We start from the raw sequence: 14,250 nt of genomic DNA on the forward strand, positions 1-14,250 counted from the left end.
CCGGCGCTCAGCGTTCCAGTGACGCCGCGTCCCCCATGACGACGACGGGCTCACGGGCCGGGTCCAGCGCCCGGAGCAGCTCCTTCATGGGGCCCTTCCCGAGGCTGACACAGCCGCGCGTGGGGCCGCCGTGGTCGATGTGCAGCCAGATGCCGCCGCCCCGGTCCGGGCCGAGGGGGCGGGTCCGGTCCAGGGGAGAGGTGCCGGGCCTGCGGTTGTAGTCGATGGCGACCACATAATCGAAGGAGCCGGACAGGGGCTCGCCCTCGAAGCCCGTGCCGCCCGCGGTGAAGTCGCCCGACCGGTCGTAGGGCAGCCGTGTTCCCGGGTCGGGGAGCCGTCCGCCGGCGTCCGTGAGGGTGTGGACGCCGATGGGGGAGCGCAGATCGCCTTCCCGGTGGTGGTCGGTCCAGCCGTTGAGCGCGTTGTGCGCCGGCCGGCTCGCCCCGGCCCGCCAGCCGGCCCCGGTGTGCTCGTACAGCACCGCCGTGGCCACCGCCGCATTCCGGTCGTGGCCCGTCACCACCAGGACCTGCCGGGACCGGTGCGGCACCTCGGCCCAGGTCCGGGGCCCCAGCCCCGGAAGCGGCGGCGCCGGGGCGACCGGACGCGGTGTGCGTCGTGGTGTGCGCATGGTCATGGGCCGACCTCCGGCCGACACGGTAGGGAACGCGTCAGGGTCCCAGTGTCCCGCGACGGCTCGGACGATGGTGCCGACGTCGGGGGTCGCCGTGCGGCGGGCCGGCACCCGGCGGCGACCGGCCGCTGACCTGCGGTGTCACCGCCGAAGCAGCCGAGGACGTCCTCCCGCGTTCCCTCGATAGAACGTTTGCTCGATTACTCGAGTACGCTGCACATATGGGTGCGTATCTCCAGGGCTCGCTCTTCGACCAGACCGACGACATCGGTCTCGGCTCCCTGCGCGGGATGCGCAGGACCGAGCTCGGGTCCGGGGCGTGGATCGATGTGCTGCCCGGGTGGCTGAGGGGAGCGGACGACCTGTTCTCCCGGCTCGTCGCCGAGGTCCCCTGGAAGGCCGAGCGGCGGCACATGTACGAGCAGGTGGTGGACGTCCCACGGCTGCTCGCGTTCTACGGCGCCGAGGACCCGCTGCCGCACCCCGTCCTGTCCGAGGCCCGGGAAGCGCTCTCCGCGCACTTCGCCACCGAGCTGGGGGAGCCCTTCGTCACGGCCGGACTGTGCTACTACCGCGACGGCCGGGACAGCGTGGCCTGGCACGGCGACCGCATCGGCCGAGGCAGAAGCGAGGACACCATGGTCGCCATCCTGTCCGTGGGAGCGCCCCGGGACCTGCTGCTCCGCCCGCGTGGTGGCGGCAGCGCCATGCGACGGCCACTCGGCCACGGCGATCTGCTGGTGATGGGCGGCTCCTGCCAGCGGACCTGGGAACACGCGATCCCCAAATCCTCGCGCGCCACGGGCCCCCGGATCAGCATCCAGTTCCGGCCCAACGGCGTGAGGTGAAGCCGACTGCCTGATCACGGTGTCCGCCGTGGTTGTTACGCTGCGGCGGTGACTCTGCCGACCGTCGACGAGGTGCGTGCGCTGCACGAGAAGTACGCGCCGACGCGTGAGGCCCTGGACCTCGTGTACACCCACTGCGAGATCGTCCGCCACATCGCGGACCAGCTCATGGCGCGCGCCGGGCTTCGGCTCGACGCCTCCCTCGTCCGCGCGGGGGCGCTGCTCCACGACATCGGTGTGTATCGGCTCTACGACCCCATGGGCCGGCTCGACGAGGGCAACTACATCCGCCACGGAATCCTCGGCCATGAGATCCTCCGCCAGGAAGGCCTTCCGGAGTCCCTGTGCCGCTTCTGCTCCCACCACACGGGCGTCGGCATCACCCGGGACGACATCCGCGCACAGAAGCTGGATCTCCCGCCGGCCGATTACACGGCCGACACCACCGAGGAGCAACTGGTGATGTACGCGGACAAGTTCCACAGCAAGACCTCGCCACCGAAGTTCCTCACCGCCGACTCCTACGCCACCTATGTGCGGAGGTTCGGCAGCGACAAGGTCGATGCGTTCCGGCTCCTGCGTGCGCGGTTCGGCGATCCCGACCTCATGTCCCTCCAGGCGCGATACGGCCATCCGCTGTCCTGAGCCGGGGCCGGGCGTGGCCGATTTTGGTCCAGACCATTGACATATATGGCGCGGGACGGTGTCATGGGCGACCGTCAGCTCTGGAGCGTGCCCTCGGGCGGATGGTCCTCACATGGATGCCCTCAACTGAGGCCGGACCTCGGAGAGTTTCTCGTGCGTCAAGATTGTCATGGTCGTGACAGCGGCCTAAGAGGCGACATGCGGAAGATCATGACCGCCCTGGCCGCAGTGGCCGTCGCGGTCCTGGTAGCCCTGAGTCCGCCAACCGGGGCCGGTGCGGCCGCCACCCCGGTCACCGGCGGGGACCCGCTGTCCCGCGCCGCACCGGCCGCGGCCACGGCGGTCGATCACACGGTCACGTTCGTCAACGACACCGGGAAGACCGTATGGGTCGGCAGTGATGTCAACAACGACGGATCCAAGCCACTCGCCGCGCTACCCACGCTGGAGCCCGGACAGTCGGGCACGGTGACGATTCCCGAAACGGCGGAACCCGGCCACTGGCGTGGCAAGTTCTTCGCCCGCCAGGGCTGCACCGGGACATCGGGCACCACCTTCCACTGCCTGGTGGGGGACTGCGGCACGTTCGCCGACCACTGTGAGCGGAGCGAACAGCCCACCAGCCTCGCGGAGTTCAACTTCGACACCAGGGACACGCTCGCCCCCTGGTACAACGTCAGCTACGTCAACGCCTTCTCGCAGCCGGTCACCATCGCCCCGAAGAACGCCACGGGCGGCGGCGGATGCGGCACCATGGGCTGCTCGGAGAATCTGCTGCCGCTTTGTCCCCCCGACAATCTGACGCGCTGGCCGGACGGCAAGCCGATGCTGTGCACCAGCCCCAACCGGGACGCCAGGACGCCCTACAGCGACATGATCGCCGCCCATTGCCCCAAGGCGTACGGCTGGTCCAAGCAGGACCAGGAGCCGGGCAACCAGGTGATGCAGCAGTGCGCCCAGTGCGGCGGCTTCACCGTCACCTTCCACAGCGCCGCCTGACCGGCCGGTCCGCCACGTCACCCCAAGTCCACCGCCATGCTCCAGGGGCTGTCCTTCGTGGAGCGGTACGCGTGGTTCACGCTGTCCGCCGATCGCGGCGGCACCGGTCTCTACGACGGCGCCACGCCCAACCAGGCGGGCGCCGCCTACCGCGCGGCCGGCTGACGCACGGCCCACCCGCGCTCACACCACACCACGACCACCCGAAGTGAGGCCCTCATCATGCGCAAGGGAACGCCGATCGGCCGAGTGGCGGCCGCCGCCGTCGCACTGACCGCCGTGCTGGGTGCCGCCCCGGCGAGCACCGCCGCGACCAGCGACACCCCGCCGGCCGGGGAGAACTGCTGGGCGACCCACTACGGCTACATACCCCCCGGCGCCTACACCGCCAGTGGCGAGCTCTTCGACAACAACGCGGACACCGCGGCGACCTCTCTGAGCCGTGATCCGCAACTGCCGTTCGGGACCAGGGTGAAGGTCACCAACGTCGCGAACAACGCGTCGCTGGTCGTGCGCGTCAACGACCGCGGCACCTTCGCGTGGACCCCGTCGGTGCCCAAGTGCCTCGACCTGACCGACGGGGCGTACGCCCGGCTCGGCGGTGTGCTCAACCCGGACTCCGGCCACATCGTGGTCAAGGAGGAGATCGTGCCGTAAGGCGAAGGTGACCGCCCCCCCCAACACCGGCTCTCCGCTTGGGGAACCGACCGTCGTGCGCCGGAGGCTCCCCTCTTTCCGGGGGCTATCCACCGGAAGCGCTACCCACCGACGTCAGGGCCAAGTACTCTCCGTGGCGACACGGGAACGTGATGGGTGCGATGAAACGGGGTAGCGGGGGTGCGGGTGATGGCGGAGGCCGGTGACAAGGTCGCCGACCGATATCTCCTCCAGGAGCCCATCGGGAGAGGCGGAATGGGCGTCGTCTGGCGGGCCCACGATGAGCTGCTGGACCGTCAGGTCGCGGTGAAGTGTGCCCGTCCGGACGACGACCGCGCGGCGCTGCGACTCACCAACGAGGCACGCAACGCGGCGCGGCTGCACCATCCGCATATCGTCTCGGTGTTCGACTTCGTGGAAGAGAGCGAGGTCTGCTGGATCGTCATGGAATACGTGTCCGGGGGCAGCCTCGCGGACATGGTGCGCGACCGTGGTGCGCTCACCCCGGAGGAAGCGGGCTCCATCGGCCGCCAGATCGCCACCGCGCTGGCGAAGTCGCATGCCGAGGGCGTGGTGCACGGCGATGTCACCCCGGAGAACGTCCTGATCACCGAGGACGGCGTCGCCAAGCTGACCGACTTCGGCATCTCCCGGGCGCTGTGGAGCGAGGCCACCATGACCCGGACGGGCGGGGTGCGCGGCAAACCGCCATATCTGCCGCCCGAGGTGGCCAGGGGGGACGCGGCCGACCGGAAGTCCGATGTCTTCTCCCTGGGCGCCACGCTCTACGCGGCGGTCGAGGGACGGTCCCCCTACGGCGAGGCCTCGCACCCCATGGCCTATGTGGCGCGCGCCATCGAGGGCTATATCGAGACCCCGCACCGGGCCGGCCCGCTGGTGGACCCGCTCACCGCACTGCTGAACGTGGAGCCGAAGCGCCGCCCCGCCGCCGATCAGGCCGCACGGCTGCTGCGCCGGGTCGCCCCGCCGTCCGCCCACCTCGAACACCTCGAGGACACCTACGAGGATCCGCACGACGGCGAGACGCTGGACCGCACCCCGTTCACGATGCGGCTGCTGCCGCCGTCGGTCCGAGGGGCGTGGCGCCGCCCGAGCCGCCGGGTGGTGATCACCGCGACCGCGGTGGGCACCGCCGCGGTCCTGGTGGTCTGGGCCGCCCTCTTCGGCCCCTGGGGCGGTGGTCACTCCGACGAGAGCGGCCGGTCCGGGAAGGACGGCGGGAGTGGCGCCTCCGGTACGGGCGACTCGCTGTCACAGGCCGGACGGGCCGGCACCGTGGGCGACGCGCGGACGGCCGACCCCTGCAAGCTGCTCAACGCCGCCTCGCTCAGCCGCTTCGGCGAGACCGTCATCGACCCGGACTACGGCGAGATCGATCGCTGCGATGTCCTGCTGCACGGCGAGACCGGCGACGACATCGCCGACGTCCAGCTCAACTTCGACGCCGACCCGCCGGAGCCGGGCGGCGACGTGCCCACCCGAAGGATCGGCAATGTCACCGTCGGCGCGTTCCAGCGCGAGGGGGACGAGTGCGTGCGGAACATCGCGTCCGCCGACCGTAAGCAGATCTGGATCATCACCGAGCGGCTGGACACCCCGGCGCCCGACCCGTGCCAACTGGGCGACGCCGCCACCGACTACGCGGTCAGTGTGCTCGACCGCGGCCAGGTCCCCCGGCGCTCGGCGCAGCCCGTCGCGAGCTCCCTGGTCAGTCGACACGCATGCGGGCTGCTGGACGGCGACGAGCTCAAGCGGATGGCCGGTGTGCGGGTGAAGGACCGCGACCCGGGCTTCGGGGACTGGCGGTGCGAGTGGGCGGACGGCTCGAGCGACGCGGGAGTGGAGCTGGAGTTCACCCGGGACAATGACTTCTCCCCGGAGGGCGCGGAGCGGGCGGAGATCGCCGGGAAGCTGAGCTCCGTGTCGCCGGAGGAGTGGGACGACGACTCGTGCCTCGTCCGGATGCTGCACCGCTCGTACCGCAACTCCCTCGGTGATGACACCGTTGAGTTGATGTCGTTGAACGTCTACGGGTCGAAGCCCACCCAGAAGCTCTGCCAGACCGCCAAGGCGCTCGCCGCCACGGCCGCGAAGAAACTACCGAGCGCATGACCACGCCTCCCGGCAGCGACCGCCGTACCACCGGCCGGGCCCCCGCCGCCCGCCACCCCGCCACCGGCCGTTCCGCCGCGGGCGGCCGCCTTCTGCCCGCCGCGCACGGCAGCCTGGCCCGCGGTGTGACCGCGCCGCTGCCGGGCACCGCCTTCGCCCTCGCGCTGACCGGTGGCATGACCCTGGGCCCCGGCGACGGCCGTGAGCTGCTCTTCGGGCGGAACCGCCCCGAGGTGCACGTCTGTGTGGGCGAGGACGACCCCCAGGTCAGCCGCTGCCAGGGCAGCCTGACCCACCGCCACGGCCGCTGGTGGGTCGCCAACAGCGGCCGGCTGCCCCTCCGCTTCCCGACGCGGCTGCTCTTCACGGGCGAGGAGCCACTGCCCCTGGAAACCGGCTACACCCCGCTGTTCGTGCGGGGTTCGCGCGACCGTGAGCATCTGCTGGAGGTGTTCGTCAGCGGTCCCGAGGCCGAGCGGCCCGTAGCCCTGCCCGGGGAGGTCACCCGCCCGCCCCGGGTGTGGATGCTCACCGACGAGGAGAAGCTCGCGCTCGTCGTCCTCGGCCAGCGGTATCTGCTCCACGAACCCCGGCCGCAGCCCCTCACCTGGAAGCAGACGGCCGCCCAGCTGGCGGAGTTGCGCCCCGGCGAGGGCTGGCGGGAAAAGCGCGTCGAGCACCTGGTCAACCGGGTCCGCATGATGCTCTCCCGGGACGGGGTGCCGTGGCTGACCCGCGAGGAGGTCGGTGAGCCGGTCGGCAACGCGCTCAACGACCACCTGATCCGCGCCCTGATGATGTCGACCACGCTCGTCCCCCCGGACCTGGCCCTGATCGACGCCGCCTGACGGCTCGGCCCGCGCCCTCGGCACCCGCCCGACCGTTCAGCCCGCGTCCTCGGCTGCCGCCGCCGCGCCGGTCATTCGGTGTCCGCGCCGATGGCCTCCAGCATCGGGAGGCGTGCGGCCTGACGTCCCGGCCAGAGCGAGGCGAGAACACCGATCGCGGCGCTCGCGACGAAGAAGAGGGCCGCCCGGTCCCAGGGGATGACGAGCGGAAGGACCTCCTGACCGAGGACGGCCGCCGCGCCGATGGCCGTACCGGCGACGACACCGAGCGCGGAGCCGAAGAGCGAGATGGTCACCGACTCCAGGCGCAATACCGATCCCACGCCGGCGCGGTCCAGCCCGATGGCCCGCAGGAGTCCGATCTCCCGCACCCGCTCGAAGACGGCCATGCCCATGGTGTTGACCACGCCGAGGGCGCCGATCAGCACGGTGACGCTGAGCATGGCGTACATGATGTTGAGGAACGGCGCGGTCCGCGCGGTGGCGGCGGCCCTCGCGTCGGCGCGGTCCTGGACGAGCAGCGCCGGGTTGTCCAGGGTGCGCCGGATCTCCTCCCGGAGCGCGGCGGTACGGTCGGGGGCGGCCTTGACCAGGACCGAGCTGATGGTCGGCCGGTCCTCGGCGCCGGTCGGACGCGGCAGGGCGCGGTCGGAGACGAGGGCGGGGCTCAGATCTTCAGGGCCGTCGTAGATCGCCACGACGGGCAGGCTGGTGCGGGCGCCCGGCGTAGGCGCTTCGGCGTCGGTGAAGGTGCCGCTGACGCGGGAGCCGAGCCGCCAGCCGTGGGCGGTGGCCAGCTCCTCGGTGACGGCGATGCCATGGCCGAGGCGGTCCAGCGACCCCTCGCGGACGGAGAGCGACGCCGCGCGTTCCACCGCGGCGGGGTCGACCGCGGTGACGTCCAGGGACGTCGTGTGGGGGATGTCGAGGTAGGTGTGGATGACGGGTGTGACGGCCTCGGCGTCGGCGAGCCGCCGTACCCGGGCCGCCGTGCCCTCGCCGATCTCCCCGAAGTCGACGGCGGTGATCCGCAGGTCCGACGTCATGGAGCTGTCCACCTCCTGCTCGTCGAAGCGGTTCACGGAGGTGACGACCACGGTGACGGCGGTGACCATCGCCAGGCCGACCATCAGGGTGGTCGCCGTGGCCGCCGTACGCCGTGGATTGCGGCGGGCGTTCTCCACCGCCAGCTTGCCCCGGATGCCCGCCAGCCGGGTCAGCGGGGAGCGCAGCAGCCCGGTGACGCCCAGGGCGAGCAGCGGAGTGAGGACGATCAGGCCGACCAGCAGCAGGGGCACGGCACCGAAGAGGAGGTCCGGCTCGCCGACGGCGGCGCCGACCAGCAGCGCTCCGCACGCGGTGACGATCAGCCCGATGGTGTTGCGGCGGCGCAGCGAGGCGGCGGTGGACGGCTGGACGGTCCGCAGCGCCGCCACGGGGGGTACGGCCGCCGCCCGGCGGGCCGGGACGTAGGCCGCGAGGACGGTGACGCCGATACCCACGGCGAAGGCCGCGGCAAGCGGCTTGGCTGACAGCGCCCGTACAGGGGCGCTCCCCGCACCGGAGGCGTCGAACAGGACGCCCAGCAGGTTCGCGGCACCGATGCCCAGCCCGTAACCGATGGCCGAGGCGGCGGTGCCGACCACGGCGGCCTCGGCCAGCACCATCCGCAGCACATGGTTCCTGGTGGCGCCGACCGCCCGGAGCAGCGCGTGTTCCCGGGCACGGGCCGCGCTGAGCATGGTGAAGGTGTTGGCGACCAGGAAGGTGGAGACGAACAGGGCGACACCGGCGAAGCTCAGCAGCAGTGTGGTGAGCTTGTCCGCGTCGTTCGAGGCGGCACCGGACTCCAGATCCGCGCGGGTGACCGCCCGCAGCCCGGACGGCAGCAATTTCTGTGCCTGCTCGGCGAGTTGGGCATCCGAGGTGCCGTCGGCGGCGGTCAGGGTGATCGCCGAGTAGCCGTTCGGCGCGGGGGCGAAGTACCGCTGCGCGGTGGCGGTGTCGAAGGCGGTGAGCGTACCGCCGGAGTCCACCCGGCTGTCATGGGCCGTGAAGACGCCGACCAGCCGCGCGTCGCGGGCCGTGCCGTTCACGACGATGCGCACCCTGGCCCCCACCCGGTACCCGGCGCGCTCGGCGGTCCGCCGGTCGACGGCGATCTCGGTGGCGTTACGGGGGCCGTGTCCCGCGGTGAGCGGATAGCGGACGTCCTTGCCGCCGTCGTCGGGCACGTAGTTGACGCCCGCGGCCTGGTACAGGTCGCCCACCAGAGTGCCGTCGGAGCCGACGAGGAAGGAGGGGCCCTCCACCACACCGCGCGCCGCGGCCGCCGACGGCAGCGCCCGCAGCCGCCGCAGAAGCGTGTCATCGAGTGTGGGTGCTTCTGAGGTGTCCGCGGTAGAGGAGTCCGCGGTGATCGAGACGGACGCATCGGGCTGGGAGTTGACGTGTGCGCGGTTCACGGCCGCCTGGACGGAGTCGCCGTAGAGCAGCGACCCGGTCACGAAGGCCACGCCGAGCACGACGGCGAGGGCGGGCATCGCGAAACGGAGCCGATGGGATCGGAGGGTGCGCAGGGCGGTGCGGAACATCGATGGCCTTCGGAAGGGGAAACGGTCGGAAGGGACGTGGCGGATCGCGCTCGAGCACTCGCCGGTCGCCCCGGATGCCATCCTTCGCGAGGGCGCGGCGCGGCGGATCCACCGGAATGCCGAAGCGATCCGCGCCTCTTCCCCGGCTTCCTCGGCCGAAAGTCTGATGTGGCGACGGCGGCCGGGCCGTAGCGTGACCTGCCATGATCTCCGAGTTCCGGTCCCGCTTCCGGTCCCTGTCCGGGTCCCGCTTCCGCTTCCGGCATCTGTGGCTGGGCCTGGTCGGCGTCAGTCTGGTCGTTCTCGTGGTCCTGGAGGGGCTGAACGCGCCGCTTCCGCCGATGGCCGCGGCGACGATGGTGTCCGGGGCGCTGTGCCTGGCCGCGTTCGCGGTGCCGGAACGTCTCTTCACGCGCTACGCCATCGGCGCGGCGGCCGTCTCCTGCGTGCTGACGGTGGTGGAAGCGCAGCTGTCCCAGCGTCCCCCGAACACCCCGGGCCTGGTGGAGCTGGGCGTGCTGCTGCTGCTCATCACCCGTGCCGTGCGGCGCTGCCGGCCCCTGCGGGCGGCCGGGCCGGCCGCGGGATCCGCACTCGCCGCCGTGGTTCTTCCCCTGCGGATCGACGCGTGGGACAACAACCTCCTGAACCTGATCGCCGTCATCGCGGTCTGCGCCGTGCCGTTCATGGTGATGGTGGGGCTGTGTCTGCGTCTGTACGACACGCTGCGGGAGCGGGAGCGCGAAGCCATCCGGCAGGGCCAACGCCTGGAGCACGCACGGGAGTTGCACGACTTCGTGGCCCACCACGTCACGGCGATCGTGGCGCAGACCAAGGCCGCGCGCTTCACGGCCGCGGCCGGACACCCCCAGTCCCCGGAGGACCTGGACCGGATGCTCGCCCAGATCGAGCGGGCCGGATCCCAGGCGCTGGGGTCGATGCGCGCCATGGTCTCCAGCCTGCGGGATCACACCACCGCCTCCGCGGCCACGACCCGGCCCACGGGCGATCCGGCGGGGCTGCGCGGTCTGCGCGACCTCACCGAGGAGTTCTCCGAGGTGGGGCCGCCCGCCGAGCTGACCCTTGCCCCGGAACTCGCCGACCGGCCGCTGCCGTCCGGCATCATGACCACCGTCCACCGGGTGGTGCAGGAGTCGCTGACCAATGTGCGCAAGCACGCCACCGGGGCCGGCCGGGTCGAGGTGCGGATCGGTGTGCGGTCCGCCGACCCGGAATGGCTGGAGGTGTCGGTCGTCGACGACGGGCAGGGTGGCACCTCGCCCGCCGCCGAGCGGTCGGTCGAGGGGGGCGGCTACGGCCTGGTCGGCCTGGCCGAGCGGGTCGAGAAGGTCAACGGGCGTATCACGGCAGGGGCGCGGGTCGGCGGCGGCTGGCACGTGGTGGCCGCCCTCCCCCTGGGCAAGACGAACAAGACGGATGAGCCGGACAAGGTGAACGCGGTGGACGGCGCGGACGTGGCGACCTCGGGCGAGACCGCCCCGAAGGTGACCTCCTCCGGCTGACGGCCCGCGCGCCTGCGATCATGCGTGACATGACGATCCAGGTGCTCATCGCCGACGACCAGGAGATGGTCCGTGCCGCCTTCCGCATGATTCTCGACTCCCAGCCGGACATGCGGGTGGTCGCCCAGGCGGCGACCGGTGTCGAGGCGGTCGAGCAGGCCCGCCGGCTGCGGCCCGATGTCTGCCTCCTGGACATCCGCATGCCCGAGCTGGACGGTCTGGAGGCCACCCGGCTCCTCGCCGGGCCCGATGTGCCGGACCCCCTCAACGTCCTCATCGCCACCACCTTCGACCTCGATGAGTACGTCTACCGCGCGCTGCGCAACGGTGCGTGCGGCTTTCTGCTCAAGGACGGCGCACCCGGCCTGCTCACCGAGGCGGTGCGGGCAGCGGCCTCGGGCAACTCGCTGATCTCCCCGTCGGTGACCGTCCGCCTGCTCGCGCACATGGGACCGCACCGCGACCGGTCGGCCGTCTCCGAGGCCCGTCCGGCGAGCCGGGGGAGGGGCGGGCCGGAGGATCTGATCGAGCCGCTGACCCAGCGCGAACGCGAAGTGGTCCGGCGGGTCGCCCGCGGCCGTACCAACGAGGAAGTGGCCGTCGATCTGCATGTCACCTTGTCCACGGTCAAGACCCACCTCGGCAACGTGCAGCGCAAACTGGCCGCCCGCAACCGCGTCGAGATCGCGGCCTGGGCCTGGGAGCACGGCATGGTGGACCAGTCCTCGCCGAGTGGCGGAGGGTGATCCGCCCGGCGGCATGCCCTGATGTATGCGCGTTACCAGGTGCGGGCGGCGCGCTGAAGCCGCTCGCGGACCCGGGCCACGTCCGGGTTGGCGTCGGCCCCCGGCCGCTGCACGAGGAAGAGCGTGTTGAGCGGCGGCTCATCGGGCTCATGGAGCAGCACGAGCCCGCCGGAGGTGAGTTCGTCCTGGCACAGATAGCGGGGAAGCGCGCTGTAGCCCGCGCCCGCGACGACGGCCGACACGACCCCGCGCAGATCCGGCACGGTCACCGCGGCCTGGGCGGTGAGCCGCTTGCCGAAGACATTGCGCCAGTACCGGCGGGCGATGGGAAGGTCCTCCGCGTAGGTGATCAGCGGTACGTCACGGACGGCGGCACACGGCCCGTCGGCCGCCAGCCGCTCCCCGATGCGCCGGGCCCAGTCGGGCGAGGCGACCAGCACATAGTCCTCGTCCGTCAGTGGCAGCGAGGTCAGCGCGCGGCCGCCGGGGCGTCTGGTGGCGATCACGAGATCGTGGTGTCCCGCGCGCAGCGCGTCCAGCAGTGGATCGGTCAGCCCCATCGTGATCCGCAGCCGCAGTCCCTCGGCGACCAGCGAGGCGAGTGCGGGCAGGGCGCGGGCACACAGCAACTCGGCCGGCCCGGCCAGATGGACCGGGGTGGCGCGTCCGGTGAGTGCGGTACTCCGGCCGCCGAGGGAGGCGAGGGCGTCGAGCGGCCCGGCGATCTGCCCGGCCAGATCGTGGGCGAGGTGGGTGGGTTCCGCACCGCGCGGCAGCCGGGTGAACAACTCCCGCCCGGTCTGCTGCTCCAGGGTGCGGATCTGGGCGGTGACGGTCGGCTGGGAGAGCCCGAGAAGCGGCGCCGCGGCGGTGAACGAGCCGGAGCGGTAGACGGCCAGAAAGGTGCGCAGCAGATTCAGATCGGCATGCGGCGGCGTCCGCCCGCCACCGATGCCGAGGTCGCCGTCCTGTTGTGTCCCGTCCTCCATGCCGCCCAGCATAGGGAGGCGCACGGCTCTTTCTCCCATCGGAATCCCGATGCCGACGATCGACTCACCTATTGGCGTTTCGATGCCCAGTGGATCTACCTTCGAGCACGCCGCCAGGACGGCGGCGACACATGGGGGCGGCAACGCCCCAGGAGATCCCAGCGATCACCCGTACGGCGGGTGATCGCATCGAGGAGTGACCATGGCGAAGATCCTGTTCGTGATGACCGGTGCCGACCAGTGGACCCTGGCCGACGGTACCAAGCACCCCACCGGCTACTGGGCCGATGAGGCCGTTGCCCCCTATGAGGCGTTCAAGGCCGCGGGCCACGAGATCACCGTGGCCACGCCCGGTGGCGTCGTCCCGCCCGTCGACGCCGCCAGCCTCAGCCCCGAGGCCAACGGCGGCCCGGAGAACGCCGCCAGGATCAGGAGCGTCGCCGAGACCGCCGCCGAATTCCACGCCCCCATCGCACTGAGCGAGGTGCGCCTGGACGAGTACGACGCCGTCCATGTCCCCGGTGGCCACGGCCCCATGGAGGACCTCGCGGTCGACGCCGACTCCGGGCGGATCCTCACCCAGGCGGTGCGGAGCGGTATGCCGGTGAGCGTGGTCTGCCACGGCCCGGCGGCGCTGCTGGCGGCGGTCACCGAGGACGGCACCCACGCCTACGCCGGCTACCGGATCACCGCCTTCACCAATGAGGAGGAGACGATGGCCGGCAACGCCGACAAGGCCAAGTGGCTTTTGCAGGACCGCCTGACCGAGGCGGGCCTGACGGTGCTGGTCGGCGAGTCCTTCGCACCGCATGTGGAGGTCGACCGCAATGTGATCACCGGCCAGAACCCGGCCTCCTCCGGCCCGCTCGCGGACGAACTGCTCAAGAAGCTCGGCTGACCTCTCATCCCTCGTCCCGTCCATCGCACCGGTGGACGGGACGAGGTCCGGACAAACACCTAGGAGCTACGGGGCGCGGACGACTTGGCCGGCGGTTGCCAGCCCTGGGTGAGGATGTCGAAGATCGCGTCGACGGCGGCTCGGCGGTCCCGCCGGCCGCGGGCCAGGGCCGGGACCTCGAGTACGAATCGGGCAAGCGTCACACAGGCGAGGTTGTCGTGGTCGACGCCGAGTTCGTCGGCGATGGCCGCGCCGAGGCTGTCGGTGTGCCGGGTCCACATGCGTTCCGCGTAGGCGCGCAGTGCCGGGGTGGAGTCCACGAGGTGGGTGAACTCGGCCATCCGCGGATGCGCCGTGATCGGCAGCCAGGAGTCGAGGACATGCTGCCGGAGGCCATCGAGGATGCTCTGTCCGGCGGCTCGCTGCCGCACCGCCGCGATCAGTCGTGACTCCCGGTCCTGTTCCTGGTCGAATACCAGCGCTTCCTTGCCGCTGAAGTGCTTGAACACCGTAGTGGTCGACACGTCGGCCGCGTCGGCGATGTCACGGATGCTCACCTGGTCGTAGCCGCGTTCCAGGAAGAGCCGCAGCGCGGCGTCGGCGATCGCCTGGCGGGTGGCCGCCTTCTTGCGTTCGCGGCGGCCGACGGAGGGTTCGGTCATGGCTTGAGCGTATCCGATAGTTGCATCGATAGCTAAGTGGACTCGTTGCACCTTTTTATCGGGTCTGCTTT

The 14,250-nt window shown here is 71.6% G+C and carries 14 protein-coding genes; 10 read left to right on the forward strand and 4 right to left on the reverse strand.

Features of this window, described 5'->3' with window-relative positions; translation table 11 throughout:
• Positions 1 to 7 precede the first annotated feature (7 nt).
• Positions 8 to 661 carry a hypothetical protein gene (locus J8403_RS39730; protein WP_425519863.1) on the reverse strand — a complete coding sequence of 218 codons (654 nt, stop codon included), beginning with the start codon at positions 659 to 661 and terminating at the stop codon, positions 8 to 10.
• A gap of 197 nt (positions 662 to 858) precedes the next feature.
• On the opposite strand from J8403_RS39730, the gene J8403_RS39735 reads away from it, so the two are divergent.
• The 7 genes from J8403_RS39735 to J8403_RS39760 all read left to right on the forward strand — a co-directional run bounded on the left by J8403_RS39735 (position 859) and on the right by J8403_RS39760 (position 6,767).
• On the forward strand, positions 859 to 1,485 hold the full coding sequence (locus J8403_RS39735) for an alpha-ketoglutarate-dependent dioxygenase AlkB (RefSeq protein ID WP_211127404.1): 627 nt from the start codon (positions 859 to 861) through the stop codon (positions 1,483 to 1,485).
• A 48-nt stretch (positions 1,486 to 1,533) separates the two neighbouring features.
• Positions 1,534 to 2,130, forward strand: a complete 597-nt coding sequence (locus tag J8403_RS39740; protein WP_211127405.1) for an HD domain-containing protein — start codon at positions 1,534 to 1,536, stop codon at positions 2,128 to 2,130.
• A 198-nt stretch (positions 2,131 to 2,328) separates the two neighbouring features.
• Entirely contained in the window at positions 2,329 to 3,129 is an 801-nt protein-coding gene (locus J8403_RS39745) for a thaumatin family protein (RefSeq protein ID WP_211127406.1), read from the forward strand.
• A gap of 36 nt (positions 3,130 to 3,165) precedes the next feature.
• Positions 3,166 to 3,294, forward strand: a complete 129-nt coding sequence (locus tag J8403_RS43250; RefSeq protein WP_215732736.1) for a glycoside hydrolase family protein — start codon at positions 3,166 to 3,168, stop codon at positions 3,292 to 3,294.
• 57 nt (positions 3,295 to 3,351) lie between these two features.
• On the forward strand, positions 3,352 to 3,786 hold the full coding sequence (locus J8403_RS39750; protein ID WP_211127407.1) for a septal ring lytic transglycosylase RlpA family protein: 435 nt from the start codon (positions 3,352 to 3,354) through the stop codon (positions 3,784 to 3,786).
• Positions 3,787 to 3,975: 189 nt separating this feature from the next.
• Positions 3,976 to 5,919 carry a serine/threonine-protein kinase gene (locus J8403_RS39755; protein WP_211127408.1) on the forward strand — a complete coding sequence of 648 codons (1,944 nt, stop codon included), beginning with the start codon at positions 3,976 to 3,978 and terminating at the stop codon, positions 5,917 to 5,919.
• On the forward strand, positions 5,916 to 6,767 hold the full coding sequence (locus tag J8403_RS39760; protein WP_211127409.1) for an FHA domain-containing protein: 852 nt from the start codon (positions 5,916 to 5,918) through the stop codon (positions 6,765 to 6,767). Before J8403_RS39755 ends, J8403_RS39760 begins: the two co-directional genes overlap by 4 nt.
• Before the next feature lie 71 nt (positions 6,768 to 6,838).
• Here J8403_RS39760 and J8403_RS39765 read toward each other — a convergent pair whose 3' ends face one another.
• On the reverse strand, positions 6,839 to 9,361 hold the full coding sequence (locus J8403_RS39765) for an ABC transporter permease (protein WP_211127410.1): 2,523 nt from the start codon (positions 9,359 to 9,361) through the stop codon (positions 6,839 to 6,841).
• 203 nt (positions 9,362 to 9,564) lie between these two features.
• Between J8403_RS39765 and J8403_RS39770 the strand changes: the two genes are divergently transcribed.
• Positions 9,565 to 10,884 carry a sensor histidine kinase gene (locus tag J8403_RS39770; RefSeq protein WP_211127411.1) on the forward strand — a complete coding sequence of 440 codons (1,320 nt, stop codon included), beginning with the start codon at positions 9,565 to 9,567 and terminating at the stop codon, positions 10,882 to 10,884.
• Positions 10,885 to 10,904: 20 nt separating this feature from the next.
• Positions 10,905 to 11,630: a response regulator transcription factor gene (locus J8403_RS39775; RefSeq protein WP_425519864.1), complete on the forward strand. Its 726-nt coding sequence runs from the start codon at positions 10,905 to 10,907 to the stop codon at positions 11,628 to 11,630.
• Between the two features lie 32 nt (positions 11,631 to 11,662).
• Here J8403_RS39775 and J8403_RS39780 read toward each other — a convergent pair whose 3' ends face one another.
• Entirely contained in the window at positions 11,663 to 12,619 is a 957-nt protein-coding gene (locus J8403_RS39780) for a LysR family transcriptional regulator (RefSeq protein ID WP_246586214.1), read from the reverse strand.
• Positions 12,620 to 12,821: 202 nt separating this feature from the next.
• Between J8403_RS39780 and J8403_RS39785 the strand changes: the two genes are divergently transcribed.
• Positions 12,822 to 13,517 carry a type 1 glutamine amidotransferase domain-containing protein gene (locus J8403_RS39785; protein ID WP_211127413.1) on the forward strand — a complete coding sequence of 232 codons (696 nt, stop codon included), beginning with the start codon at positions 12,822 to 12,824 and terminating at the stop codon, positions 13,515 to 13,517.
• 59 nt (positions 13,518 to 13,576) lie between these two features.
• On the opposite strand, the gene J8403_RS39790 is transcribed toward J8403_RS39785, so the two are convergent.
• Positions 13,577 to 14,179 (reverse strand): TetR/AcrR family transcriptional regulator, encoded by a 603-nt coding sequence (locus J8403_RS39790; protein WP_211127414.1) that lies wholly within the window; start codon positions 14,177 to 14,179, stop codon positions 13,577 to 13,579.
• Positions 14,180 to 14,250: the final 71 nt, after the last annotated feature.

This window comes from Streptomyces yatensis (assembly GCF_018069625.1).
In the GTDB taxonomy this organism is placed as follows: Bacteria; Actinomycetota; Actinomycetes; order Streptomycetales; family Streptomycetaceae; genus Streptomyces; species Streptomyces yatensis.